23 protein-coding genes and 1 pseudogene are annotated in these 25572 nt (G+C 43.2%); 6 read left to right on the top strand and 18 right to left on the bottom strand.

What is annotated here, in order from left to right; translation table 11 throughout:
- Nucleotides 1-224, top strand: a 224-nt coding sequence (locus tag BU200_RS07625; protein WP_142237035.1) for a transposase family protein, incomplete at its 5' end; no start/stop codon positions are given.
- 168 nt (nt 225-392) lie between these two features.
- Here the strand turns inward: BU200_RS07625 and BU200_RS07620 are convergent.
- From BU200_RS07620 to BU200_RS07605, 4 genes are all read right to left on the bottom strand, one after another.
- Nucleotides 393-719 (bottom strand): hypothetical protein, encoded by a 327-nt coding sequence (locus tag BU200_RS07620; protein WP_115265025.1) that lies wholly within the window; start codon nt 717-719, stop codon nt 393-395.
- Between the two features lie 590 nt (nt 720-1309).
- The gene (gene manA / locus BU200_RS07615; RefSeq protein ID WP_075099597.1) at nt 1310-2254 is read right to left on the bottom strand and encodes a mannose-6-phosphate isomerase, class I; all 945 of its coding nucleotides are present in this window, start codon (nt 2252-2254) and stop codon (nt 1310-1312) included.
- Between the two features lie 208 nt (nt 2255-2462).
- Nucleotides 2463-3344, bottom strand: coding sequence for a fructokinase ScrK (gene scrK / locus BU200_RS07610; RefSeq protein ID WP_075099596.1), 882 nt, complete (start codon nt 3342-3344; stop codon nt 2463-2465).
- A 91-nt stretch (nt 3345-3435) separates the two neighbouring features.
- Nucleotides 3436-5319: a PTS sucrose transporter subunit IIABC gene (locus BU200_RS07605; protein ID WP_075099595.1), complete on the bottom strand. Its 1884-nt coding sequence runs from the start codon at nt 5317-5319 to the stop codon at nt 3436-3438.
- Nucleotides 5320-5541: 222 nt separating this feature from the next.
- On the opposite strand from BU200_RS07605, the gene BU200_RS07600 reads away from it, so the two are divergent.
- Nucleotides 5542-6996, top strand: a complete 1455-nt coding sequence (locus tag BU200_RS07600) for a sucrose-6-phosphate hydrolase (protein WP_075099594.1) — start codon at nt 5542-5544, stop codon at nt 6994-6996.
- Nucleotides 6977-7939: a LacI family DNA-binding transcriptional regulator gene (locus tag BU200_RS07595; protein WP_075099593.1), complete on the top strand. Its 963-nt coding sequence runs from the start codon at nt 6977-6979 to the stop codon at nt 7937-7939. The genes BU200_RS07600 and BU200_RS07595 overlap by 20 nt, the downstream gene beginning before the upstream one ends.
- A 318-nt stretch (nt 7940-8257) precedes the next feature.
- Here BU200_RS07595 and nusB read toward each other — a convergent pair whose 3' ends face one another.
- The 9 genes from nusB to uvrA all read right to left on the bottom strand — a co-directional run bounded on the left by nusB (nt 8258) and on the right by uvrA (nt 18370).
- Complete coding sequence (gene nusB / locus BU200_RS07590; protein WP_075099592.1) at nt 8258-8710, bottom strand: transcription antitermination factor NusB; 453 nt, start codon at nt 8708-8710, stop codon at nt 8258-8260.
- Nucleotides 8700-9092 (bottom strand): Asp23/Gls24 family envelope stress response protein, encoded by a 393-nt coding sequence (locus tag BU200_RS07585; RefSeq protein ID WP_075099591.1) that lies wholly within the window; start codon nt 9090-9092, stop codon nt 8700-8702. The genes nusB and BU200_RS07585 overlap by 11 nt, the downstream gene beginning before the upstream one ends.
- A gap of 27 nt (nt 9093-9119) precedes the next feature.
- A complete protein-coding gene (gene efp, locus BU200_RS07580; RefSeq protein WP_075099590.1) occupies nt 9120-9680 on the bottom strand; it encodes an elongation factor P in 561 nt (186 codons plus the stop codon).
- 63 nt (nt 9681-9743) lie between these two features.
- On the bottom strand, nt 9744-10805 hold the full coding sequence (locus BU200_RS07575; RefSeq protein WP_075099589.1) for a M24 family metallopeptidase: 1062 nt from the start codon (nt 10803-10805) through the stop codon (nt 9744-9746).
- A 635-nt stretch (nt 10806-11440) separates the two neighbouring features.
- Entirely contained in the window at nt 11441-12193 is a 753-nt protein-coding gene (locus BU200_RS07570) for an ABC transporter permease (RefSeq protein WP_244912634.1), read from the bottom strand.
- Between the two features lie 39 nt (nt 12194-12232).
- Complete coding sequence (locus tag BU200_RS07565; protein ID WP_280523053.1) at nt 12233-12970, bottom strand: ABC transporter permease; 738 nt, start codon at nt 12968-12970, stop codon at nt 12233-12235.
- 37 nt (nt 12971-13007) lie between these two features.
- Nucleotides 13008-13823, bottom strand: a complete 816-nt coding sequence (locus tag BU200_RS07560) for an ABC transporter ATP-binding protein (RefSeq protein WP_075099586.1) — start codon at nt 13821-13823, stop codon at nt 13008-13010.
- Nucleotides 13824-13932: 109 nt separating this feature from the next.
- A complete protein-coding gene (locus BU200_RS07555) occupies nt 13933-14967 on the bottom strand; it encodes an ArsR/SmtB family transcription factor (protein ID WP_158015133.1) in 1035 nt (344 codons plus the stop codon).
- Nucleotides 14968-15547: 580 nt separating this feature from the next.
- Nucleotides 15548-18370 (bottom strand): excinuclease ABC subunit UvrA, encoded by a 2823-nt coding sequence (gene uvrA / locus BU200_RS07550; protein ID WP_075099584.1) that lies wholly within the window; start codon nt 18368-18370, stop codon nt 15548-15550.
- Between the two features lie 41 nt (nt 18371-18411).
- On the opposite strand from uvrA, the gene BU200_RS10970 reads away from it, so the two are divergent.
- Complete coding sequence (locus BU200_RS10970) at nt 18412-18597, top strand: hypothetical protein (protein WP_142237033.1); 186 nt, start codon at nt 18412-18414, stop codon at nt 18595-18597.
- 326 nt (nt 18598-18923) lie between these two features.
- Here the strand turns inward: BU200_RS10970 and BU200_RS07545 are convergent, their stop codons facing one another.
- The 5 genes from BU200_RS07545 to BU200_RS07525 are packed head-to-tail and all read right to left on the bottom strand — an operon-like array spanning nt 18924 to nt 24138.
- Nucleotides 18924-19121 (bottom strand): hypothetical protein, encoded by a 198-nt coding sequence (locus BU200_RS07545; RefSeq protein ID WP_075099583.1) that lies wholly within the window; start codon nt 19119-19121, stop codon nt 18924-18926.
- 42 nt (nt 19122-19163) lie between these two features.
- Nucleotides 19164-20408, bottom strand: coding sequence for a glycoside hydrolase family 16 protein (locus BU200_RS07540; protein WP_075099582.1), 1245 nt, complete (start codon nt 20406-20408; stop codon nt 19164-19166).
- A gap of 29 nt (nt 20409-20437) precedes the next feature.
- The gene (locus BU200_RS07535; RefSeq protein WP_075099581.1) at nt 20438-21763 is read right to left on the bottom strand and encodes a family 4 glycosyl hydrolase; all 1326 of its coding nucleotides are present in this window, start codon (nt 21761-21763) and stop codon (nt 20438-20440) included.
- Between the two features lie 17 nt (nt 21764-21780).
- A complete protein-coding gene (locus BU200_RS07530; RefSeq protein ID WP_075099580.1) occupies nt 21781-23334 on the bottom strand; it encodes a PTS transporter subunit EIIC in 1554 nt (517 codons plus the stop codon).
- Nucleotides 23335-23349: 15 nt separating this feature from the next.
- Nucleotides 23350-24138, bottom strand: a complete 789-nt coding sequence (locus BU200_RS07525) for a carbohydrate deacetylase (RefSeq protein WP_075099579.1) — start codon at nt 24136-24138, stop codon at nt 23350-23352.
- Nucleotides 24139-24300: 162 nt separating this feature from the next.
- On the opposite strand from BU200_RS07525, the gene BU200_RS07520 reads away from it, so the two are divergent.
- Both BU200_RS07520 and BU200_RS11250 read left to right on the top strand, forming a co-directional pair.
- The gene (locus BU200_RS07520) at nt 24301-25014 is read left to right on the top strand and encodes a MurR/RpiR family transcriptional regulator (protein WP_075099578.1); all 714 of its coding nucleotides are present in this window, start codon (nt 24301-24303) and stop codon (nt 25012-25014) included.
- A 409-nt stretch (nt 25015-25423) separates the two neighbouring features.
- A pseudogene (locus BU200_RS11250) lies at nt 25424-25572 on the top strand (IS5/IS1182 family transposase); the annotation flags it as partial.

Here is a 25572-nt window from a genome sequence, read left to right as displayed (position 1 = left end):
ATGAAAATAGCTTTATTCCAGCTAAGAACTCAAAACATCACAGATTGACGGAAGAGGAAAAGCAACTAAATCGTGAGATGGCAGCGATTCGTATCCAAATTGAGCATTTCAATGCGAAGTTTAAGACGTTTCAAATCATGAAACAAGACTATCGTGGTCGGAGAAAACGTTTTGAAATACGTGCTGAGTTAATTTGTAGGATTATTAATTTTGAAACCAAGTAGTTACCGAACAAGTCTATTAGAAAAACTCTGAACTAGCGCCATGACACTTTCTTATCCAGCTTCAGATAATTTGATTATTTATCCGTATTATCAAAGCTCATTCTTCTTTCTCTTCTCCGTTTGAATAAATTACCCTAACATCAGAATCAGTTGAACCATCGTAATAATTTAATGTATCAAGTACTTTTCGCTTTGCTGTTGCAGATTTATTGATGTTATCAGAAAGTGTGTGCCTATACGATATGTAACAATAGTATTATCCCGAAACTTTAACATAACCTTACAACTCCAATCACCAGGTGGCACTGAATAATCGGGATTACTAATCTCGATCTCTTCCAGATCCCGATAACTATTTTTCAGCGCCTTAACCAGACTAACTTCATATTGTCGATTCCGTTCTGCTTCCATCTGTTTTTGTCTTACTCCATATAAACCAAATGCTATCATAATACCTCCTAAAATAAGGAGTAAGATCAGTAATTTCTTTCTCATACCCTATCCTCCACGACTTATCTACCTATCGTTGAACTGATTTGATATTATTATACACTATTTTCTTTGGAAATGCTATAAATTTTTGATAAAATACTATATTATGATAAAATTATTTACCAGTCCACCTAGACCAGCTTGGAAGACAAAAATCCTAAAGATAGCTATTTCTTCCTAAGAACCAGAAAAGAGACCCGCATGTCTCTTTTCAAATCGTTTCTTGTCATGCTTTCTATTTTTTTATAGATATTACAACTTTAGTTGCTTCCACAGTCTAAGAATAGACTGTGGAAGGTGGGAGATAAAACGAGCAGTGCTCGTGTCAAACAGTCTAGGAATAGACTGGGGGAGGTGGGAGATAAAACGAGCAGTGCTCGTGTCAAACAGTCTAGGAACAGACTATTGAAGGTAGGAAATAAAGAGACTGGGATAAATGTTAAACCTCATATAGAAAAAGCGAACAAGTTGTATTTTCTGTGGTTCAGAATATATTCTTGTTCGCTTTTTAATTCATTATGCTCATTTATAGAATCTGTTGATTCAGAAAAAATCTTTTTGTCCCGGACTCGTCAAACGCCCTCATATCTTCATTAAGGGTGGCTGGCAATGATTTCTAATGCTTGACCTTTCAGGGTCCAGTCTTTAACGTCATGTGGCAAGATAAAATGATCCCCTTTCCCAATCGGATAGCTTACATTGTCAACTACCAGCTCACCAGCTCCTGCTAAGACGCTAACCAGATAGTAGTCCGCCGTCTGCTTCATTCTCACTTCTCCTGCCACTTCCCACTTGTAGACGCTGAAAAAGTCGTTCGCAACGAGCAAGGTTGAGCAGATATCCTCTACATGCAGCGCAACAGGTCGGCTATTAGCAGGCTCACCAATCTTTGTCACATCAATCGATTTTTCCAAATGTAATTCCCGAAGATTACCGGCATCATCCCTGCGGTCAAAATCATAGACACGGTAGGTCGTATCACTCGACTGCTGGGTTTCTAAAATCATGATCCCTTTTCCGATAGCATGAATGGTCCCGCTTGGCACATAGAAGAAGTCTCCCGCCTTAACAGGAACCTTCTGCAATAAGCCGTCCCAGTCTTTCTGCTCAATCTTCTCTCGGAGTTCGTCTGTTGATTGCACCTTATGACCATAGATGATTTCAGCCCCCTCATCAGCTGCCAGAACATACCAGCACTCGGTCTTGCCGAGTTCACCCTCATGTGCAAGGCCGTAAGCATCATCTGGATGAACCTGCACGCTCAACCAGTCATTAGCGTCTAGAATCTTGGTCAAAAGTGGGAAGACAGCTTCTGTTCGATTGGCAAAAAGTTCACGGTGGTCGCGGTACAAGTCATCCAATTTAGAACCTGCGTAAGTACCATTTTTAATGGTCGAAACACCATTTGGATGCGCCGAAATCGCCCAGTATTCTCCAACATGATCGCTTGGACTTTCATAGCCAAACTCATCCCGAAGTTTAGTACCGCCCCAAATCTTTTCCTGCATAACCGATTGTAAAAATAATGGTTCCGCCATAATTGTTCCTCGTTTCTATTATCTCCTTTTATCATAGCAGAAACGAGAAAGAAAAGCCAACTCCCTTGGAATATTTGTCAAAAAAAGGAGAAGAAAAACTTGATCCCCTGCACAAATTCCTCTTGCTACTAGCTCCAATGTCCGAAGTAGCCCCACAAGGTCAGGGAAGAATACCGAAAAGAGCCAGACACTGTCTAGCTCTTTCGTCTTATTTCTCCGATACTTGTTTGGCCAAAGCAAAGTTTCCTAGGGTCGCTGATCCATTTTCAGCTACTCCTGGCGTCACGATGTAGTCTGCCACATCTGGTGTTGGGACATAGCCGTTCATCAAGGCTGTAAATTTATCCCGAACGCGTTTGAGCATGTGTTCTTGCCCCATCACACCCCCGCCAAAGACAATGACTTGCGGGCGATACATCAGGGTCGCCTGTACTGCAGCTTGAGCAATATAGTAGGCCTGTACATCCCACACATCAGCATGTTGCTCAATCAATTCACCACGTGTTCCTGTCCGAGCTTCCAGAGATGGACCTGCTGCCAAGCCCTCTAGACACCCTTTATGGAAAGGACAAACACCTGTAAATTCCTTGGATTGGTCTTGCGGATGAAGTGCAACGTAGGTGTGACCTGCTTCTGTATGTCCAACACCTCCGATAAAATTGCCATTTTGAATAGCTCCAGCTCCGATTCCTGTTCCAATCGTATAGTAAACGAGATTTTTTACCCCTTTACGAACAAGCGCTTCTCCAAAAGCAGAAGAATTCACATCTGTCGTAAAGTAAAATGGAATCTTAAATTCTTTGGCAATCAAGCCCAGCAGGTCTACATTTGCCCAATGAGGTTTTGGCGTTGTCGTGATATAGCCATAGGTCGCTGAATTTTGATCAATATCAATTGGACCGAACGAACCGATCGCAATCCCTGCCAAGCGATCCTCGTAACGCTTGAAAAAGGCTACTGTCCGCTCAATGGTTTCGTAGGGTGTGGTTGTTGGAAACTGTGTTTTTTCAACCACTTGGAACTGCTCATCTCCTACTGCACAGACAAATTTTGTCCCCCCAGCTTCCAAACTGCCATATAATTTTGTCATCTTTATTCTCCCTTTTTGAAATCCTGTTATTTCATTTTATTATACCATAGTTTGGGACGTAAGAAAAAGGCGAAACGCCTTTCTCAATAGATTATTTCGCAACCTTGATAAAGGCTTCGCCATGGGTAATTGTCGTATCCGCCAGTGTCTCAACTGTGGCAAAATCTGCTGTATTGGTCACAATTATCATAGTGGTATCATCAAGACCGGCAGCTGCAATTTTACTTGCATCAAATTTCGCAATTGGTGTACCTGCTGTCACTGTGTCGCCTGCTGCAACCAATTTTTCAAAGCCGTCACCATCCATTGACACCGTATCAATACCGATATGGATGAGAATTTCAGCGCCACTTGCCGTCTTTAAGCCGTAAGCATGGCCTGTTTCAAAAGCAATGGTCACTTCTGCATCTGCTGGTGCGTAGACAATCCCTTCAGATGGTTTTACCGCAAGACCTTTCCCCATAGCGCCTGATGAAAAGACCGGGTCATTGACATGTTCAAGAGCCACAACCTCGCCTGAAAGCGGTGAGACAAGGGTCTCTTCATTGATAAGACTTGTTTCTGCCTCTTTTACTACTTCTGCTGTCACCACTGTTTCAGACTTTTTTTCAGTAGCTACTTCTTCATCTTCAAATCCAAACATGTAAGTAAGACTGAAACCTACAACGAATGATACAGCAACCATAAGAAGGTAAGAGAAAAGTTGACCATTACCAACATACAAGGTGGTTCCTGGAATAATAGTGACCCCCATACCTGTTCCAGCAAGACCTAGAAGTGAAGCAAAAGCACCACCGATTGCACCGGCAATCAACGAAAGAAAGAATGGTTTACGGAAGCGTAGGTTTACACCGAAAATCGCTGGTTCAGTGATCCCTAGAAAAGCAGAAAGAGCCGCTGGGAAAGCAAGAGCTTTCAATTTAGGATTCTTTGTTTTCACACCGACTGCGACTGTTGCAGCCCCTTGCGCTGTCATGGCTGCAGTGATGATTGCGTTAAATGGATTAGCTCCAGTCGCTACCAATTGAGCCTCCAAGAAGTTGAAGATATGGTGTACTCCAGATACCACGATTACTTGATGAACACCTCCGATTACTAAACCACCCAAACCAAATGGCAAGTTCAAAATCGCTTGTGTTGCTACCAAAATATAGTTTTCAACAACATGGAATACTGGACCAATCACAAACAAACCAAGGATAGACATGACAAATAGTGTCACAAATGGTGTTAGCAAGAGATCCAGCACTTCTGGAACAACCTTACGAACGGCTTTTTCAAACTTAGCACCAATGATACCAATGATAAAGGCTGGTAACACTGATCCCTGCAATCCAACAACTGGAATAAAGCCAAAGAACATAGTTGGGGTCACATCACCACCAGAAGCAACAACCCAAGCGTTAGGCAATTGACCAGCAATGAGCATCATCCCAAGGACAATACCGATTGTTTGATTTCCGCCAAATACACGGAAAGTCGACCAGACAACAAGAGCGGGAAGCACAATAAACGCTGTATCAGTCAAAATTTCAGAATAAACAGCCAAGTCTCCTGGAAGTTCAATCCCCCATGCTTTCAGAAGTCCACGTAAGCCCATGAATAAGCCAGTCGCCACAATTGCTGGAATGATTGGAACAAAGACATCCCCAAAAGTACGGATTGCACGTTGGAAAGCATTTCCTTGTTTAGCAGCTTCAGCTTTCATCTCATCCTTTGAAGAGGTCGGCAAACCAAGCGCTACTACTTCATCATAGATTTTATTGACTGTACCAGTACCAAAGATGATTTGGTATTGACCAGAGTTAAAGAAAGCACCTTGTACCTTTTCAATATCCTCTACAACATCCTTATTGATTTTTCCCTCATCAACGACCATGACACGGAGACGCGTTGCGCAATGGGCAACACTTCTGACATTTTCACGACCACCGAGAGCGTCAATGACTTTTTTTGCAATCTCTGTATTATTCATCTTGCAAAAATCTCCTTTATATTCCTATTTTCATTTTTGAAAGCATTTTCAAACTTTCTATGCTTTTTATTATATCATTTTTTAGAAATATGTCAAACGCTTGACATAAACTTATATTGTTTTATACAGTTCTATGGAAAAACCTTGCTTTTTGACAAGCAAACGTTTAGTATATTACTATAACTATACTACTATATACGACAAGAGTATAAAGGAGAATCTATGGCATTCACAACAGAAGAACGCTACCGTGCCTATGCAGACTGGTCAGCAGACTATATTGAAAAGATTAAAAAAAATACTGAAAACTCTCCTTGGAGAACCAACTTCCATATCGAGCCTCTCCACGGGCTCTTAAATGACCCTAACGGCTTTTCCTTTTTTAATGGAAAATGGATCCTCTTCTATCAATACTTCCCATTCGGTGCCGCTCATGGCTTAAAATCATGGGTTCACACCGAGTCAACCGATCTGGTTCACTTTGAACCGACAGGAACGGTGCTCTATCCCGATACGCCGCTCGATAGCCACGGTGCCTATTCGGGATCTGCCATGCAGTTTAATGATCAGCTCTTTCTTTTTTATACGGGAAATGTTCGCGATGAACACTGGATTCGCCACCCCTACCAAATCGGTGCCCTTATGGACTCAGAGGGGAAAATCCAAAAAATAGATAAGATCTTAATTGCTCAACCTGCCGATACGACCGACCACTTTCGCGACCCTCAAATTTTCAACTTTAAGGGTGACTATTATGCCATTGTCGGAGGACAAAATCTGGAGAAAAAGGGGATTATCAAACTCTACAAAGCCCTTAACAAGGACTACCTCAATTGGGAATATATTGCCGATTTACATTTTGATAATGATTTGACTGCCTACATGATGGAGTGCCCAAACCTAGTCTTTATTGATGAAAAACCTGTCCTACTCTATTGTCCGCAAGGGCTGGATAAGGCTGTTTGTGACTATGATAATATTTATCCAAACATGTATAAAATCGGGCAATCCTTTAATGCTGAAACAGCTAGCCTGCTCAAGCCAGGTCCTCTTGAACAGTTGGACTATGGATTTGAATGCTACGCTACTCAGGCCTTCAACGCTCCTGACGGGCGTGCTCTTGCTGTCAGCTGGCTTGCCCTACCAGATGTCGAATATCCGACAGATCGCTATGACTACCAAGGTTGCCTCTCCCTCGTCAAGGAATTGACCATTAAAGATGGCAAGCTCTACCAATACCCTGTCGAAGCCATCACAAGCCTCCGGACAGACGCACAAGTCTTTACAGAAAAGACGGAAACCAACAATGTCTACGAACTAGAATTAACCGTTGAAGCAGATAGCTGTGTAGACTTGCTGCTCTTTGCAGACGCTAAGAAGCAGGGGCTCAAGCTCACTATTGACCCTGCAAACGGACGCCTTGTCCTAGACCGTAAAGATTGTGGAGAAGCCTTTGCCCTCGACTTTGGTACGGAACGCCAGTGTCCGATTGACAACCAACTGACAACTGCCAATATCTTCATTGACAAATCTGTCTTTGAAATTTTCATCAATAAAGGAGAAAAAGTATTTTCTGGACGCGTCTTTCCTCGCCAAGACCAAACTGGTATCAACATTCTTGGAGGGCAGGCAAGTGGAACTTACTACTCATTAGATTATGGTCGCAAAACTCACTGATGTCGCAAAACTCGCAGGAGTTAGTCCTACAACGGTCTCCCGTGTCATTAACAAAAAGGGCTACCTATCTGACAAAACCATAAAAAAAGTTACTGATGCCATGCAGGAGCTGGGCTACCAGCCCAACAATCTGGCTCGAAGTTTACAGGGCAAATCAGCCAAGCTAGTCGGTCTGATTTTTCCTAATATTAGCAATGTCTTTTATGCAGAATTGATTGAACATCTGGAAAAAGAATTATTCAGCCATGGTTACAAGACGATTATCTGCAACAGCCAACATGATTCTGCAAAAGAGCGGGAGTATCTGGAAATGCTGACGGCTAATCAGGTGGACGGGATTATCTCTGGCAGCCACAATCTGGGTATCAAGGACTACGACCGCGTATCCGCCCCGATTATCGCCTTTGACCGAAATCTATCTCCATCAACACCGATTGTCTCTTCCGACAACTACGGTGGCGGTGTGCTGGCTGCCCAGACCTTGGAAAAAGCAGGCTGTAAACAGCCGATTATGATTACAGGAAATGATGATTCCAATTCCCCTACTGGGCTACGCCAAAAAGGGTTTTCCAGTATTTTTCCACAGGCAGACGTCCACCATATTTCCAGTGATTTTTCCCCTGTCCGCAAGGAAATGGAAATCAGGACCATTTTACAGACTAGCCAGACAGATGGTATTTTCGTCTCTGGAGATTTAACCGCTATACTGGTTTGGAATATCGCTCAATCCTTGGGCTTAGCCATTCCGCAAGACTTGAAACTAATCGGCTACGACGGGACTTATTTTATTGAGACCCACTATCCACAACTGACCACGATTAAACAGCCCCTTGCAGATATTGCTAGGCTTATGGTCGACCTCCTCCTTCAAAAGATTGAGGGGGCGCCCCTTGAGCAGCACTATTCCCTCCCAATCAGCCTCTTAGCAGGTCGCAGTATCTAATAGATAAAAGCCCTGCTCTTCCATATAGGGAAGTGCAGGGCTTTTTTGTTTGTCTGGCTATCATGATTTTGGGTGATGGTGTCGGTTGTTTTACATTTCGTACTAGCTCCAACAGTCTGAGGATAGACTGTTGGAGGTGGGAAATAAAGAAAACGATGTTTTCGTTAAAAGTCGCAGATAGTACTGGGGTACAGCAAGACGAGTTAACGCAGTAATAAAAATATAAACTAAATGACTATAAAAGATAAATTAGAAGGTTATATCTCCAAGAAAATACGGCGACTGTTACTATAAATAAAAAGAGCGAGGACAACCGGACTAGGAAATTCCGATTGTTGGCTCACTCTCTTCTTTTTTGATAAATTGACTCAAGACACCGTTGATGAATTTTGCAGAAGCTGGATCTGAAAATTCCTTGGCTAACTCAATGGCTTCATTGACAGCTACGCGATCGGGTGTTTCTTCAAAATACAGGATTTCAAAGAGACCCAAGCGCATGATATTTTTATCAATCAAGGTCAAACGATCCAAGGTCCATCCCGCTTTCAAACGCGTCACCAACTGGGCATCAATCTCTTCTTGCACACCTGCAACCCCTGTGACCAGATTAAGAAGAAAGAGGGGAAGCTCCACTTCTCGTTCTTCTTCAACATCATAGAGATAGGCAAACTGGGCTGCCTGGACAGGCTCTTGACCAAATTCCAAGGAGACAATGGCTTGGAGAGCACATTGGCGCAAGTAGTGCCGTGATTTGTGTTGCTTATTCTTCATCTAAGAAGTCCTCACCAAACAAGTCTTTTAAGTCTGGCTTTGGTGTCTTGTCTGGCACGATACCGTCTACGTGAATATTAACTGTTTTTACAGTAACATCTGCGTAGTTAGCAACAGCTGTTTTCACTGCACGTTGAATATTCATTGATACAGTCGGAACGTTGACACCATATTCTAAATACACATAGATATCCGCCGTCACATCTCCTACTTCATCTGTCTGCAGGTAGACACCACGATTTAAGGCAGTTTTTGATAACCCGTCTCTTACTTTTTTGTTGTGTAGCGAATAAACACCTTCCACCTTAGCAGAAGCAATCCCCGTAATCACCTCCAAAACACGAGGTGCAATAACGATTTCGCCTAAATGTTCTTTTGCCATGAGAAATCCTTTCTAAGAGGAATGCGACTAAGCACGTGATACGTATGTTCCCTCTGCTGTGTTGATAACCAGTTTTTGACCAGCTTCGATAAAGTCTGGAACGTTGACCACAAGACCTGTTTCCAAGGTTGCAGGCTTTCCTGAACCAGTCACTGTCGCACCCTTGATAGATGGTTGTGTTTCAGCAACCACTAATTCAACGGTTGTCGGAACCGTTACACCAATCACTTCTGTTCCATAGAATTGAATTTTAACTTCTGAATTTTCAAGAATATAGAGCAACTCTTCTTTGACGCTTGCTACTGGAATTTCATATTGGTCAAATGACTCTGTATCCATGAAGTAAGCTGTCTCATCCATTTGATAGAGATAGGTTGCTACGCGTGTTTCGATAATGGCTTGTTCAAATTTTTCATCAGGACGGTAGGTTGTATCGAAGGTTGAACCAGTACGAACATCGCGCAACTTCATCCGCATGATCGTATTTCCTTTACCTGGTTTATGGTGGCTTGCTTCCAATACGCGGAGAAGTTTTCCATCTGGAGCAATAAATGTCATACCTGCTCTTAATTTACTTGCATCAATCATGTCTATGATTACCTCTTCATTATTTTATTATTCGTTCTATTTTATCACAAATTGTCTGATTTCTCAAATCACAATCAATTCTTTCGGTGCCGAGGTCAGGATTTTACAACCCGTCTCTGTAATCAAGAGATCATCTTCAATCCGTACTCCGTACTTCCCTTCCAGATAAATCCCCGGCTCATCCGTCAAGACCATACCTGCTTGAATGGTATCGGTCGCGGTTCGGCTGAAGTAAGGAATTTCATGAACATCCAACCCCATACCATGTCCGATGCCGTGGGTAAAATAAGGTCCATAGCCTGCTGCTTCAATCACGCGGCGGGCGACACCATCAAATTCACGGTATTCCATACCTGCCTTAGCTGCTGCGATTAGGGCTTGATTAGCCGCCAAAACAGTCTGATAAATCTCTGCTTCCTCATCACTGACAGAGCCGATATAGATGGTGCGTGTCATATCGCTCACATAGTGGTTGTAAATACAGCCAAAGTCTAGCGTCAGTGCATCTCCTACTTCGATAACCTTGTTAGACGCACGTCCGTGTGGCATGGCAGAGCGATAACCAGACGCTGCAATTGTATCAAACGATACCGCCTCAGACCCCATTTCCCTCATGCGGAAATCGAGGAAATTTGCCACTTCCAACTCTGTCTTCCCTGGTCTAATAAAATCTAGGGCATCCAAAAAGGCTTGGTCTGAAATCTGGCAGGCACGCTGAATGGTGGCAATCTCGGTCTCATCCTTGATCATGCGCAAGCCCATGACCACATCTGTCGTAGGCGTTAAATGGATTCCCTCAAATCGGCTTTGCATGGCTTGATAGTAGGCCACAGACACTTCATCTTCAAAAGCCAGTTCTCTCAAGTTGCTGTCTTTCAGCACCTGCGCCACAACCGAGAGGGCATCTCGATTGGATACTACTTCAAAGCCTGTTACAACCGATTGGGCATAGGTGATATAGCGGTCATCTGTAATCAATAGCTGACGCTCTGCTGTTATCAAGACCGTCCCAGCCGTCCCCCAAAAACCTGTCAGATAGTAAATATTTTTTAAGTTGGTGATTAGGAGAGCGGGAAGCCCCTTGACTGCCATGCCCTGCCGTAATGTCGTTAATCGTTGTTCCATATCGTTTCCCCTTTTGTTCATAAGCTAGTATCATTGTAACACAAAACAAGATACGAGGACGTGAAAAAAGCGACTGAAAATAGGAGACTGACGTAGTGTTCGATGAACACAAGGAAGTCTATCTTTTTTCCAAGCTTTTAGTCCGAGTTCAGTTAATCAAGATACGAGAGCGTTTGACACGAGCTTCGCTCGTTCTATCTCCAACCTTCAACAGTCTATTCCTAGACTCTTTGACACGAGTTTCACTCGTTTTATCTCCAACCTTCAACAGTCTATTCCTAGACTGTTGAAGCAACTCCTAGACAAAATAGACAAACGAAACAGATTGCCTTGCAATCAATGAGTTTGGTCTTTTTGGCAGTGAGTTGTAGCTCGAGTTCAATTACACAAGATACGAGGACGTGAAAAAAGCGACTGAAAATTAGGAAACATGACGCAGAAGTTAGAGAGAGTTTGCTTTGCAAACTTCTAGCACCACCTCTAAAGGTATAGTACACCTTTAGAGGTGGTAATGTTTATCTATTTTCCGAGCTTTTAGCCCGAGTTCAGTTAATCAAGATACGAGAGCGGGCAACAAGAAAAGGCCCAGACAAAACAGTGCCTCAACCTTTTTTCAACTATCTAAAACCGATTGTCTATATTAGTTCAATCGTACTATCCTTTCTCGCCTTGTTCTCCATAAAGGCTAACACAAAGATCGCAAGTAGCAAGAAGATAATGCCAAGTAAGATTTCCTCAAGGAAGAGCCGACCATAGTCTGACAGAGCCTTCCCCTCCATTAACCCTTGCGCTATCTGGATTGAGCGTGTCAAAGGAAGAATCTTAGAAAATCCCTGAAAAAATGGCGGTAATTTACGAATAGATACATTAGCTCCTGTAAAAATCAATAGTATTCGACCAAACAAATTAAGCACCAGATTGACCTCTGTCGTCACCAAAATAAAGCATGCAAAAAGGTAGCCAAAACTCATAGCGACAAAGGTTGCAAGCAAAAGCACCAAGGAAAACGAGTAAATCAAGCTCCTATCCCAAACAATGCCTAACATCACACTCACAAGGCTGGTTCCTAAACTGACTGAAATCAAACTCGTACACATGGCACTGATGGTGCTGGATAACAAAATGGCACTTAACTTCGTCTTTGATGCGATCAGCAAACTAAGGGTGCCGTGGTGTTTTTCAGCTATCAGTTGGCTCCCGACACCATATAAAGCTGTAAAGGAGGCAATCAATAGAGCGTTCCCAATCATCCATTTTCGGATATAGGCTGGTCCGTAAATCGCATAAGCTACCAGGGAAAAGAAAAGAGTTTGCGAAATCGGTGGGATCAAATCAAATAGCAGATAGGTCCTCCAGTCAGCAACTATCGAGGCCCGCTTATATGCCATTAGTATTCTTCTAAAAAAACGACCAAGTGCTTCCATTCCTTAGTACACCTCCAAACTTGCATCTATCCTGCTTTTCGTCTCAATCTTCCTAAATGCAAGATCTGCAAGGAAAAAATCGAGAACGGTCAATCCTACTAATCCCAGCAAAGCGATGAGTATTTCTCTGAAACTCCCGCCATATACTGCTATCTCAAATCCTTTCATGATCCAAGTCGGAGACAGGAGGTGGGCAACATACTGAAGGGGTTGCCACAAAATCGTTAAAGGAAAGACCATGCCTGTCAACAGGAGAAAGGGAAATTCAATCATATTCATCAATAGCTGTGCGCTTCGAGACAGGGTAAAGGCTGAACACATCAGCATTCCAATACTGACAAAGGTCAGAACAGCTAAAAGGAGAAAGACAAGCAACAGCAAGATATGCTGCACAGCCAGAAAACGACCAAAGAAGACCCAAACAAAGAGAAGGGTTAAGCCAAAGGATACCAAGCCCCAAAGACTATTTCCAAGGAGTTTCCCAAACATAATCTTCTTAAAACCAGACGGAGAAATAAATAAAACAGGCAGGGTTCCTAGATATTTCTCTCTGCTGATATCAGCAGCAGACGAAAAGCAGATAATGGTCCAGAATGAGGTAAGAGAGGTTCCCAAAACCGCATACAGAGTGAAGGTCTGATCCGTCTGCTCACTGTACATCAATCCTAGTAAAACAGCATTGCCCAAGGGATTGAGAAACAAACAATAACGAAACATGCTCCTTGATAAAGCCTGCCTCATGTGCACCAGGGCACTTGATACAATCACTCTCATCTCATCATCTCCCCACTAATTTCAAATAAATATCTTCCAATGTCACATCTAGTTCACTTTGCCTTGCAACCTTTTCTTCCAAGATTCTTGCTTTTTCCTCATCTGTCATCAGGGAAGCAATTTCCTCCAGCGTCCCACAAGTCAACATTTCTCCATGATCGATAATAGCAATCCGATCACACAATTCTTCAGCCTCAGCCATATAGTGAGTTGTTAGGAGAATCGTCTTTCCCTGCTGGGTCAATTTTTTGACAAGCTCCCGTAATTCTAATGCTCCAACAGGATCCAAGCCGATACTCGGTTCATCTAAGAAAATAATCTCTGGATCATTTAACAAGGCTCTTGCGACTTGTAGGCGTTGTTTCATACCTTTTGAAAAAGTTTCCACTCGTCGATTTGCTACATCTCCCAGCCCTACCAACTCCAGTAAGTCTGGAACCAATTTCAACTGTCTTTGGCGTGGAATTTGATACAGATCCGCAAAATAGTATAAATTATCCGCTGCTGTCAGCCTGAAGTAGAGACTGCGCTCACCACCAAAAATAAAATTTATCTTCTCTCGAATCCTCTGTTCCTCTTTAGAAACATCATACCCCGAGATTGTAACCTTTCCTGAAGTCGGCAATAGCATGGTGGACAGAATTTTGATCGTCGTCGATTTACCGGCACCGTTTGGTCCTAATAAGCCAAAAACCTCCCCTTTATACACCTCAAAAGAGACATCTTTGATAGCTTGAACCCTGCTTTTTTCCTTTTGAAACAGTCCTTGCTTGACTACATACTCTCGATACAGATGCTCTACTTTAACAACTGGCTCCATACTATCCTCCATCTATTCTGCAACTATATTTTATATCAACGTAATTCGATTATAGTCGAACAATCTATTTTTGTCAACATAAAAAGCGAAGACTACAAGTCCTCGCATCTCATTCTTCAATAGCAAAATCTGTTTTCAGTATGTCAATCAATTGTTTGATTTGATGTTTTGAAATACCATAATATTTAGCATTCTTTACAGGTTCTTCCGTAATCAATGCAGCCTCTTTTAACAGTGACATGTGGTGGGATATGGTGGAGGGGGCTAGCTTCATTTGCCGAATAATATCCTGCCCTTTTACTGGTTGCGACTGGGCCAAAAAACGCAAAATCTGATAGCGTGTTTCGTCTGATAGGATCTTAAAAGCCGCAATTGTCTGTTCTTGCGAGACAGATTTTTTGCCTAATTTATAGAATAAAATTTGCCGATTATTCGCTGTTCGATCTTCATGGAACAACCGCAGGCATTGAGTCGGTAATAGCAAGGACGGTATAAAGTAATACTGCTCATACGGTCCTCGATTGCGGAAGCTTTTTCCCATTAACTGCTGCGAAACAAGGAGGGGAAGATCGGTTTCAAGCGCTGTTATAATCTGCTCTTTAAAGGTCTGCCCTCCCTCCTCATAAGACGTCATAAAGTCACTGCTGAAAGCTGATCTCATCTCTTTGGCTAGAGCAATATACTCCTTGATATAGCGTCTATTCTGACGCAGGAAAGAAGATAGACCGAGGAAGCTGGTCTCTTTTGTAGAAACCCTATCATATAGATGATCCAAGGCTTGGTCATCTACTAACGCTGCGGCAATGTCCGCCTGACTGATTTGCCACTCATAAGCCCAAACTGGTACCATACGGAAAAGGCGCTCATCTTCTGGTAAAGATAAAATAACCTTCTCTAGCTTTTCTAGCGAAAAAGATTCGGAAATACTATCAAGCAAAAACTCCAATATTCCAAAAGCTGTCACTTTCCCAACTGCCTGAAAGGATTCAAATAAGAAACGGTAGTTCTTTTTCCATTGTGCTACTTGCTGACGATCGTATCCTCCTAATTGCCTCAAAGCCTCTTCATCCAATAATACATGAGTGGCAGCAAGCAGAGCTTCTAGCTCTAACGAACAGACATAGATTGTTTCTTTCTTCATCATTTCATACTGCATCTCTATCACCACATTTCTCCACACATACTCCTTAAACGGAAAATGCCTCCTGCTCCTCTAATGCACATTCTCTTTTATAGGAAAACCATTCTCCTTATTGTCATCTATGTGCATTCAACAATTGAATCGTGCGGGCACTTACCCAAGATAAGTTGCAACCAAGCGAATTGTTGACGAGGATGGGCACTGTCCCCACTATTATACCATACTTCACCCGCTCTTTTCCGAACCTAGAAAAAAGGAGTGGAACAATGGATTTCGCTGAAATCACCTGTGTCCTACTCCCCTGCGCTTATTTAGGTATAGCCGTTTAGTTTATTTTTAGCACTAGCTCAAACAGTCTGGGGAGAGACTGTTTGAGGTGGGAAATAAAGAAAACGAAGTTTTCGTCAAAACAGTCTGGGGAGAGACTGTTTGAGGTGGGAAATAAAGAAAACGAAGTTTTCGTTAAAAGTCGCAGGTAGTTGTCTAGTTGATAACTAGACAAGTGATAGATAAGAAAAGTGTAACTTTTCTCAATAGTACCGCAAGACGAGTTAACGAAGTAATAAAAATATAAACTAAATGACTATAACTTCCCTTTCAAATACTGACCGGTATAGCTAGCTTCGTTTGCTGCGACTTCTTCTGGTGTTCCTGTTGCGATAATCATACCGCCACCAACACCTCCCTCTGGTCCCAAATCAATGATATGGTCTGCTGTCTTAATCACATCTAAATTGTGTTCGATAACGAGCACCGTATTACCGTCATCAACAAAGCGGGCTAAGACTTTCAACAACTGGGCGATGTCTTCGGTATGCAGACCTGTCGTTGGCTCATCTAAAATATACAAGGATTTGCCCGTTGAACGCTTGTGGAGTTCACTCGCCAGCTTCATCCGTTGAGCCTCTCCTCCTGAGAGGGTGGTCGCGGGTTGTCCTAGAGTGACATAGCCTAGACCGACATCTTGGATGGTTCGCAGTTTCCGCTCAATTTTTGGAATGTGCTTGAAGAATTCGACCGCATCATTCACCGTCATATCGAGGACTTCTGCAATATTTTTCTCCTTGTAGTGGACTTCAAGAGTCTCGGAATTGTACCGTCGACCATGACAGACCTCACAAGGAACAAAAACGTCTGGCAAGAAGTGCATCTCGATCTTGATAATCCCGTCTCCTGAGCAGGCCTCACAGCGTCCACCCTTGACATTAAAGGAGAAGCGGCCTTTCTTGTAACCACGAATCTTAGCCTCATTGGTCTGGGCAAACAGATCCCGAATATCATCAAAGACACCGGTATAGGTTGCGGGATTGGAACGCGGGGTACGCCCAATCGGGCTCTGGTCAATGTCAATCAAACGATCCAGATGTTCAATCCCTGAAATCTTCTTAAATTTCCCCGGTTTTTCTGAATTGCGATTAAGTTTTTGGGCAATGGCTTTTTTCAAGATGGCATTAACCAAGGTTGACTTACCAGATCCTGATACCCCTGTGACAGCGACAAATTTTCCGAGAGGAACCCGAACAGTAACGTTCTGCAGATTGTTCTCACGCGCCCCGACCACTTCGATAAAGCGACCATTGCCAATTCTACGCTCTAGAGGCACAGGGATTTCCCGTTTCCCAGACAGGTATTGACCGGTGATGGATTTCTTATTTCTCGCAACCTGGGCGGGAGTTCCAGAGGCTACAACTTCCCCTCCAAAGACCCCTGCTCCCGGCCCAATATCAATCAGATAATCCGCCTCCCGCATAGTGTCTTCATCATGTTCCACCACAATCAGAGTATTGCCCAAGTCCCGCATCTTCTTGAGACTAGCAATCAGCCGGTCATTGTCCCGCTGATGAAGACCGATGGAGGGTTCATCTAGGATATACAAGACCCCACTTAGGTTTGACCCGATTTGGGTTGCCAATCGAATCCGCTGGCTTTCACCGCCCGACAGGGTGCCTGCCGACCGCGACAAGGTCAAATAGTTCAGACCGACATTGTTCAAAAAGGTCAGACGATCCTTGATTTCTTTGACAATGGGGGTTGCAATCGTCGCTTCGTTGGTTGAGAGTTGCAGGTGAGATACGAGTTCTAAGTGATCCGCTACTGATAAATCAGACACTTCCCCAATGTGCAAGCCCTTTTCACCACCCACGCGAACAGACAGGGCTTGGTCATTCAAGCGATAACCATGACAGGTCGCACAGGTCAATTCGTTCATATAAGCCCGCATGACTTGACGGGTATAGTCGCTATTGGTCTCGCGATAACGGCGACTGATATTACTCATCAAGCCCTCAAAGGGAATATCAATGTCACGCACACCACCAAATTCATTCTCATAATGGAAGTGAAATTCTTTCCCAGCTGAACCGTGGAAAATCAAGGCTTTTGCCTCATCAGACAAGTCTTCAAATGGCGTATCCATATCGACACCGAACTGGGTCATGGCCTGTTCCAACATCTGTGGATAGTAGTTAGAAGAAATCGGATTCCAAGGTGCCAAGGCGCCCTCACGCAGGGTTTTCTGGGAATCTGGTACAACCAATTCTTCATCAACCTCTAATTTCATACCGAGACCGTCACAGTCGCTACAAGACCCGAAAGGCGCATTGAAAGAAAAGAGCCGTGGCTCCAACTCTGGAACGGTAAAACCACAAACCGGGCAGGCATAATATTCTGAAAAGAGCATCTCCTGCTCGTCCATGGTGTCAATGATGACATAGCCCTCCGCAATCCGTAGGGCTGCTTCAATCGAGTCAAACAAGCGAGAACGAATCCCGTCTTTTATCACGATACGGTCAACCACTACTTCGATCGTATGTTGCTTGCTCTTTGATAATTCAGGGACTTCCGTCACATCATAGATAGCCCCATCCACACGAACACGGACATAGCCATCCTTTTGAATCTTCTCAAAAACTGCCTTGTGCTGACCTTTTTTCTTGCGTACAATCGGCGCTAGAATTTGCAAGCGCTGACGTTCTGGTAATTCCAACACCTCATCAACAATCTGCTCGACAGATGAAGCCGAGATTGCCCCGTGACCATTGATACAGTACGGCGTTCCCACTCGGGCATACAAAAGACGGAGGTAATCATTGATTTCTGTCACCGTCCCGACTGTCGAACGCGGATTTTTCGAGGTTGTCTTTTGGTCGATCGAAATGGCAGGGCTCAATCCCTCAATTGAGTCCACATCCGGCTTGTCCATATTGCCTAAAAACTGACGGGCATAGGCTGACAAACTCTCAACATACCGCCGTTGTCCTTCCGCGTACAAGGTGTCAAAGGCTAGACTCGATTTCCCCGAACCAGACAAGCCAGTCACCACGACCAGCTTCTCACGCGGAATCGTCACATCGATATTTTTTAAATTATGGGCACGCGCCCCATGAATCACAATCTTATCGTTCATTTCTTATTCCTTCTACAAGCCTTCAATGAGGCTGGGTCTTTATGACATCTTCATTTGAACAATCTGACGTCTACCCAGCAACAGGGAGCTATTTCTTACTCACCAATGGTGTCGTACCTCCTCAAGGCTCATCCAATCACATTTTGACTATCTTACTTAATCGTTACTGTAGCCTGATAGCACCCTACCATTGCACTGATGAACATGATCGCACCTCCCATCTCTAGCAAGCATTATCAACATCTACATTGTATCATTTTTTCTGCGCTTCTAAAAGCATGAGAAATCACAAACGATTGCTAGCTACCTCTTTCTTGCATTTCATGATGGCGATACTAGTCAGATGATTCTTGTAGTTCCTCTACATCATCAAGTTGGAGCTAATTTCTAGCCTCTCACACCCCGTGCGTGCTAATCTAGCACATGACGGTTCAACCAACTGTTAGCTCCTGTCGTTTAAGATTATCATCTTAAGAAAGAAACCAGTCCACGTTCAGCGAGGAGTGATTTTAATAGGGATCGTTTTCAGTCTGTTCGGGGAAGAACGATGTCGCTATCCCTTTTCATGATGTATACTGTCAGACTTAAAACGTTCTCTCCCTAGACCATTTTCATCTGCTACCTCACGATAGTCAGGCTTGGGAATGACACGAGGTTCACCGGTAACAGGTACTCCAACAGACTTGCACCCCAGATGTACAACAGGCTCGTCATACAGAAAAGCAGCGAGCCTAATAGCCACTGCTTCCATGCTTATCAAAAACGAATTCCACTCCAATAAAAGTTGCCTACTTTATTGGAGATACCATTGACCTCTCCATGCTCCTGTATGAAGCTCGCCTACTTCCAGATAACCTTGCTTATTTTCTGTATGGATGACTTGAGTTGGTTTCCACCTGTTAACGAGCCTAAAGTAGTCACCGACAGGTTCTTTTTTCCATTGAGCACTCCAATAGGTAACCGGTACCTTCCCATGTTCAACGTAGCCTTTTTGATTTTCATTGTGTAAATATTCGCCCGTTTTCACGTTCTGAATGAGAACATAGTCTCCTCTAGGAACTACTCGCCACTGGGCGGCATCACTTTTATCCCTTGTCAGTTGAACCTTATCGCTTTGACCATCCAGATAAATAGTCTCTCCAGTTTCACGGCTTGTCAAGAGGTTTGTAGGTAATTCATACCCCTCGTTGCGTTTATAGACACGGAAATAGTCAATTGCCCATTCCTTAGGGTATACATCATTTCCTCTACCAGAACCTGCATCTGTATAGATGTTCAAAATAGTCCCCATCGGGTAATCTGGTGCTTGATTGAGCTCTCTATATAAGACACCGTCATAGTAGAATTTTAAAGAGCCTGGAGACCAATCAAGACCATAGGTATGGTATTCTTGCGTCTGATCATTGGTAGGTGCAGGGTCTTCTGATGAATACCACGAGCTACTTTGGAAGAAGGGATCATTCCAACCATAGGCCGCAATCCGCCAAGTATTTGAACGGCTGAAAAATGTTTCAATGACATCAATTTCACCGGTTTCTTTCGAATTAAACCAGTCATTGGTATCATTTTGCATCCCGACCATCCACCATGCTTGGTGGCCTCCTCCACCCACATCGGACAATTTTGCTCTGATTTCAAAATAACCATATGTCGTCGCATAACCTGTCCACTCTTCTTGATTGCTCATTAAGGTTTGACTGCCACTAAAGTTATGTATCCAATTTTTATTGAAACTCATGATGGCACTTGATTTTACAGCTCCATCTAATTCTGGAGACCAGGGTTTTTGATCCTTGGCAATGTATTCGATGAGTTTCCCATCTTCGAAGCGATAATTCGCCTTAGCATTCTCAGGATTTGATGCCCAATGTGGAAGGTAGTAGTCCGTCCATTTGCTCCTATCGAGGCTATCTCCATTAAATTCATCATGAAAATCTAAATAGTAGCCTTCTTTTTGTGGCACATTCTCTTCTGCCTGAACAACTACTCCACTGCTAAACAGCAATACCGAGAAGAGGGAAATCGCCAATTTTTTCATAAATTATTTCTCACTTTCCATGTCATTTACTAGTTGAGTATCGGCCAATACTCTTTATTAGCTTCATAAAGTTCATCTAGGACTTTCTTGCCAATAGTGTAGTTTGGAATTGTTTTATTAAGCATCACGGCTTCTAAGGCAGTTTGATAAGATCCTGTTAGAGCAGCATCAACGGTCTTCTTTTCATAAGCCTTTTGCATTTCCATAAGCCCTTTTTGGAAAGTTGGAATATGACCAATATTGATGGTTTCTGCTCCCATACTCCCTACATAGGCAGGAACTTCTACAACTGCTTCTGGGTCGAAGTTTGAAATCGCCCCATGATTTTTTTTATTGATCGTAAAGCGCTCTCTTGTGTTATGAATAATGGCATAGGCAATATCCACGATATAGTTTCCATGAACCCCTGCATGCAGCGAAGAATCTTTAGCCGTCCCAGCTGCAATCACTCGGCGACATTCCTCATAAATCCGCTTTTCACGCCCCTGTTGAACATAATCACCACGGGTGAAGTTGATGTCATCGTGTTCCAACATTTCATCTGGTGTCAGATAGTACTGCAAATAACAATTAGGGAAGTAGTCAGGGAAACGTCTGAACAGACTAATCATTTGCTTGTAGGTATCAATCCAGTACCGGTCTGCCTTGGTCTCCTCGTTTGATTGAAGCAGGGTGTCAATCTTACCCGATACAACATCTTCGCGTAATTGAGGTAGCAGGTCAACTCCATTTTCATCGTACACATTAGTCCACCAGCCAAAATGGTTCAGACCGAAGTATTGGAAGGTCAGGTCACGTAAATCCTTATAGAAGTACTTAGCAATTGCTCCTTCAATCGAAATCGGCATATCGCAGATACAGAGGACTTTTGCTTCGGGGAACTCACGGTAAATGGCTTCTGATAAGATGGCTTCGGGATTGGTGTAGTTCAAAATCCAAGCATTTGGACAGACCTCCTTGACCTTATGAATGATTTCCATCACTGCAGGTATCACCCGCATGGCGAAAGAAAATCCGCCTAAACCACATGTTTCTTGACCGACTACTCCGTTTCGAATACAGATTTTTTCATCAATCGCTCGTTGGCGGTTGAGACCTGGACGAATTTGCATAAAGAGGTAATCAGCCCCAGTGAAGGCTTCATCAATATCTGTTGTGTAGGACACATTAACGGGTGACCCTGTCTCTGCATAGTACATTTTAGTGTATTGTCCTAACAAAGAGACCCGTTCTTCATCAATGTCATAGAGTACCAAGTCCGTTAAATCAAGTTCTTCAGATCGTTGGCGTAATACCTCCAAAATTCCCGGTGACTGGGTAGATCCTCCGCCTACCATAACAAATTTATGACCCATTTTATAATCCTTTCTAGTTATGCTTTTTCTGTTTTCAAGTATGCTTCGATGTCTTCACGGACTTTTTCAACACCAAGACCAATGACAATTTGAATATGCTTGCCCTTATCAACAATGCCAGATGATTGAACCTTATGTTTCAAAATGTCCATGTCCACCTTACTCTCATCTGCAATATCAATGCGCAGACGGGTGTAGCAGTTGATAATCGTAATAATATTTTCTTTCCCGCCAAGACCTGCAACGATTGCCTCGACTTGCGGACTAGCAAGCGGCTGCTCGGTAGTTGTATTAGAAACGCCTTCATCACTCGTTCTCTCTGTCATGTCCTCACGACCGAGGGTTGGAATATTCAGTCTAAGGATAAGGTAACGAAAGACAGCGTATTCCATTAGGGCAGTGACAACAAAGACAAGAGGAATCCAGTATTGTTTCCCGAGTGATACAGGGAAAGCAAAGCTGTTGATAATCATGTTAATCCCTGTATCAAACTGGATGGAGATACCGATGAGATTTGTGAGTAGTAGACTAAGCCCATAGACAACTGCGTGAGCTACCCACAGAACTGGGGATAAAAAGAGGAAGAGGAACTCAAGCGGTTCTGTCACGCCTGCCATGAAGGCTGTCACAACCGTTGGAATAAGGATAGAAGCTACCTTTTTACGGTTCTCAGGCCTGGCTGTTTTCCAGAGGGCAAAGGCAATACCAATCGGTAGTGAAATCGAACCAAAGTTCGATAAGTAACCGATAGATGGGTGCATACTGCTAATACTGCTTGCATTTCCCAGTTCTGCCAACCAGATATTAAAGGCACCATTTTGGACTTGACCAGCAATCTCTGCTGTCCCGCCTAGTGGTGTATAAAACAAAGGCATCCATAGGAAATGGTGTAGACCAAGCGGTAAAAGCATTCGATTTAAAAAACCATAGAAGAAGAAGCCGATAGCCCCTGCTGTGGTTGTTGTAGCAACAACAGCCTCGACACCTGCATTGATTATCGGCCAGATATAGGTCGTACAAATTGCAAGGATAATCGTTAAGAAAATCAGAAGAATGTAGACCGACTTGGTGCCTTCATAGGGAGAGAGGTACTTGTGGAGCTTGATTTCACCAAACTTATTGACCATTACTCCGACGAAACAGCCAAGCATGATACCAAGAAAGACACCCATATCAACTACTTGTAACCCAAAGACCATTCCCTGACCTGTGCCGTAGAGACCAAACTCCCCGGCTTCTGCTAAGCGATTGGTCAAGGTAAGCCAGGCGTTATTAGCGTATAAGAAAATCAAGAAGATGACGATTCCCAAAATAGCGGCATCCGTCTTATATTTGGGCTTAGCCAAGGCGGTTGCAATTCCCACACTAAAGATGACACTCAGCTGGCCAATCATCCCGCCAGATAGGATATTAAAAATGAAATTCCCGACATTCTTCGTAAAGTCTGGCATAAAATCCAGCTTTAAAATAGCACAGATTGACAGCACTATCCCCGTGACAGCCATAAACATGACTGGTTGAATGATAGCCTTAGAAAAAATACCAGCTGATTTCATCAATTTTTCTTTCATGATAAACTCCTTCTATTATATGTTAGCATCACCATAGTGGTAGAGCTGAATATGATTCTCCTTAAATAGCTGCTCAATATCTGGATCACACAGGAGAGAAACTTCTTTTACTCGTGCAATATTGAAGGAGGAATTAAAATAAAGAATCTCATCAACATAGGCCGGGTGCACCATCAATTCTGTAATGGCATTTTCCTCAATAGCCTGAAGCACTAACTCCACCTCTTGAAGACAACCCGACTTATTGCTTTCAAAGCTCTGCGATAAATCACGAATATTCGGATAGTTGGTCAAATCCTGAAAACCTGTTGCTCCGATTTGATAAGGAAGAAACACATTCTCTTCTAATTGGTAGGCATTTCGAAAAGGTAGCTTGTACCTTTCTGCCAACCTTTTAGTAATGTTCAGATTTTCTGAAAAGGTATGTAGATGATGATGACTATCAATATGGGTCAAGGAAACCCCCTTATCCAAGAGGTAATCCAGCTGGAAGCACCATTCCTTGAAGATTTCCTCGTCATCCATGCTGGCTCTTTTTTCACGATAGGCTGCTAGACTGTAAAAATGGTTATCAGATGTGATAGTAGTGCCATTTGTCATAGCATAGCCACAAGTGAGTACTAGGTGAGCTCCAACCCCTAAGTTTGGATGATCCTGTGCCAATGCAATCGCCTCGTCACAACCAGGCATATTGGCCATCAGGGTTGTTGAAGTCAGAATCCCATCTTGATGGGCTTTGATAATCCCAGCATTCACAGCTGGTGAATAGCCAAAATCATCTGCATTGATAATAACTTTTTTCATGCGTATATCCTTTCACGATAGACTCTGGTAATGTTGCTACGTATCTGATCATTTACTTCACAGCTAAATTGTAGTACAATTAGAAAGCGAATACAATGCTTTTTACTCCCTTTGTATCTGTTCCCAATACGTGAAAATATTTTCAGCTAGGAGGTCGATACCGTGCCACAAATCTATCATTTCAACCGCCTATTTCCAAACAACTCACTTTACAAGGAAGATGAAAGAATTCTCAATCATATTTTAATGATGATTCAGAATAAGGAAAACCTCGATATTCGCAATATCGCCCTGCAAAACTATACTTCAGCTTCCTCAATCAGCCGTCTAGCAAAGAGAGCGGGCTTCAACAATTTCAAGGAGTTGCTCTTCTTCCTCTCCACCACAGGGAGACCGTCTTTAGAAAACCAGCTAGAGCCTCTTCCTTTTGCCCATTCTGATACTAACTGGGAGGATATTTGCAGGCAACTCAAATTAGCCCTGGCCTCAAGGAGTATCTTCTTATATGGAGAAGGTTTTTGCCAGTTTTTAGTCAGTTACACCTATCGGAAACTCCTTCTAAAAAAAGTCTATGCCGTTGACTTAGATGGGGTTGAGATCAAAACTGTATCAGACGAACAACCGCACACTCTGATTACCTTTTCCCACTCAGGCGAAAATAAGCGTGGTCTTAGAAAAATGAGCGAGTGCCGGGAGCAGGGTGATTGTGTCATCGCTATTACAGCCTCTCCCAACAGTCGTTACAGTCAGGAAAGTGATTTTTGTATCGTTGTTGACAATCAAGCAACTATTACAGATTATGAAAACCAACACCTCAATTTCTTCTTTGGCAATACGCTCAACTTAATGGAATACCTGATTGACATCTGTACCTAAAGCGTGTCATCTACTCTAGTAGTTCGCCCTCGTTTTGTGAGTGTTCCTCCTGTTATTTTCCTATATAAGCCAAAAAGGGATGAGAAAAATAGACAAAAGTGTACAAAGAGGTCGTATTTTCCTCCCTCCTTAATGCTCTGTTCGGGCCAGAACAAGCTGGAAATAGACCGTTTCACTCCCATTTCTGCACAGCGGCGAGGTCATCCTTGGTGCTTAACAAGCGGACAAAGATGAGCCAAAAGCCCTGAGCTGCTTCTCAGAGTTCGTATCACTATCTCAGCATAGTGGTTGATTGCATCACAAGAGCCACAAGGCTTGCACTCTTAGCCACTTACAAGATGGGCTCCTTGTAGAGAGAAGTGGTCTTTTATTAGACTTGTTCGGTAACCAAATGTGATATACTATTTGTATGGAAACAATGTATGAAAAAGCTCAAAAACTCAGTTCAGAGAACTTCAAACTTCTCATAGGTGTTCAAAAAGAGACCTTTCAAGAAATGCTTACCTGTCTCAATGTAGCTTACCAACGTCAACATCGTCAAGGAGGTCGTCCACGCAA

The sequence above is a fragment of the Streptococcus acidominimus genome, assembly GCF_001921825.1.
In the GTDB taxonomy this organism is placed as follows: domain Bacteria; phylum Bacillota; class Bacilli; order Lactobacillales; family Streptococcaceae; genus Streptococcus; species Streptococcus acidominimus.
Note: the sequence above shows the minus strand (reverse complement) of the source record. Positions and strands in the feature narration are given on the sequence as shown.

Coding starts and splice junctions, on each gene's coding strand:
- BU200_RS07565 (WP_280523053.1), bottom strand. CDS start 12,970: ATGAGGCAGGCTTTATCAAGGAGCATGTTTCGTTATTGTTTGTTTCTC.
- BU200_RS07570 (WP_244912634.1), bottom strand. CDS start 12,193: ATGGCATATAAGCGGGCCTCGATAGTTGCTGACTGGAGGACCTATCTG.
- BU200_RS07535 (WP_075099581.1), bottom strand. CDS start 21,763: ATGGGTCATAAATTTGTTATGGTAGGCGGAGGATCTACCCAGTCACCG.
- uvrA (WP_075099584.1), bottom strand. CDS start 18,370: ATGAACGATAAGATTGTGATTCATGGGGCGCGTGCCCATAATTTAAAA.
- BU200_RS07540 (WP_075099582.1), bottom strand. CDS start 20,408: ATGAAAAAATTGGCGATTTCCCTCTTCTCGGTATTGCTGTTTAGCAGT.
- scrK (WP_075099596.1), bottom strand. CDS start 3,344: ATGACAAAATTATATGGCAGTTTGGAAGCTGGGGGGACAAAATTTGTC.
- BU200_RS07560 (WP_075099586.1), bottom strand. CDS start 13,823: ATGGAGCCAGTTGTTAAAGTAGAGCATCTGTATCGAGAGTATGTAGTC.
- BU200_RS10970 (WP_142237033.1), top strand. CDS start 18,412: ATGACATCTTCATTTGAACAATCTGACGTCTACCCAGCAACAGGGAGC.
- BU200_RS07555 (WP_158015133.1), bottom strand. CDS start 14,967: ATGATGAAGAAAGAAACAATCTATGTCTGTTCGTTAGAGCTAGAAGCT.
- manA (WP_075099597.1), bottom strand. CDS start 2,254: ATGGCGGAACCATTATTTTTACAATCGGTTATGCAGGAAAAGATTTGG.
- BU200_RS07585 (WP_075099591.1), bottom strand. CDS start 9,092: ATGGCAAAAGAACATTTAGGCGAAATCGTTATTGCACCTCGTGTTTTG.
- BU200_RS07530 (WP_075099580.1), bottom strand. CDS start 23,334: ATGAAAGAAAAATTGATGAAATCAGCTGGTATTTTTTCTAAGGCTATC.
- BU200_RS07545 (WP_075099583.1), bottom strand. CDS start 19,121: ATGGAAGCAGTGGCTATTAGGCTCGCTGCTTTTCTGTATGACGAGCCT.
- BU200_RS07620 (WP_115265025.1), bottom strand. CDS start 719: ATGAGAAAGAAATTACTGATCTTACTCCTTATTTTAGGAGGTATTATG.
- BU200_RS07525 (WP_075099579.1), bottom strand. CDS start 24,138: ATGAAAAAAGTTATTATCAATGCAGATGATTTTGGCTATTCACCAGCT.
- nusB (WP_075099592.1), bottom strand. CDS start 8,710: ATGAAGAATAAGCAACACAAATCACGGCACTACTTGCGCCAATGTGCT.
- BU200_RS07600 (WP_075099594.1), top strand. CDS start 5,542: ATGGCATTCACAACAGAAGAACGCTACCGTGCCTATGCAGACTGGTCA.
- efp (WP_075099590.1), bottom strand. CDS start 9,680: ATGATTGATGCAAGTAAATTAAGAGCAGGTATGACATTTATTGCTCCA.
- BU200_RS07595 (WP_075099593.1), top strand. CDS start 6,977: ATGGTCGCAAAACTCACTGATGTCGCAAAACTCGCAGGAGTTAGTCCT.
- BU200_RS07605 (WP_075099595.1), bottom strand. CDS start 5,319: ATGAATAATACAGAGATTGCAAAAAAAGTCATTGACGCTCTCGGTGGT.
- BU200_RS07575 (WP_075099589.1), bottom strand. CDS start 10,805: ATGGAACAACGATTAACGACATTACGGCAGGGCATGGCAGTCAAGGGG.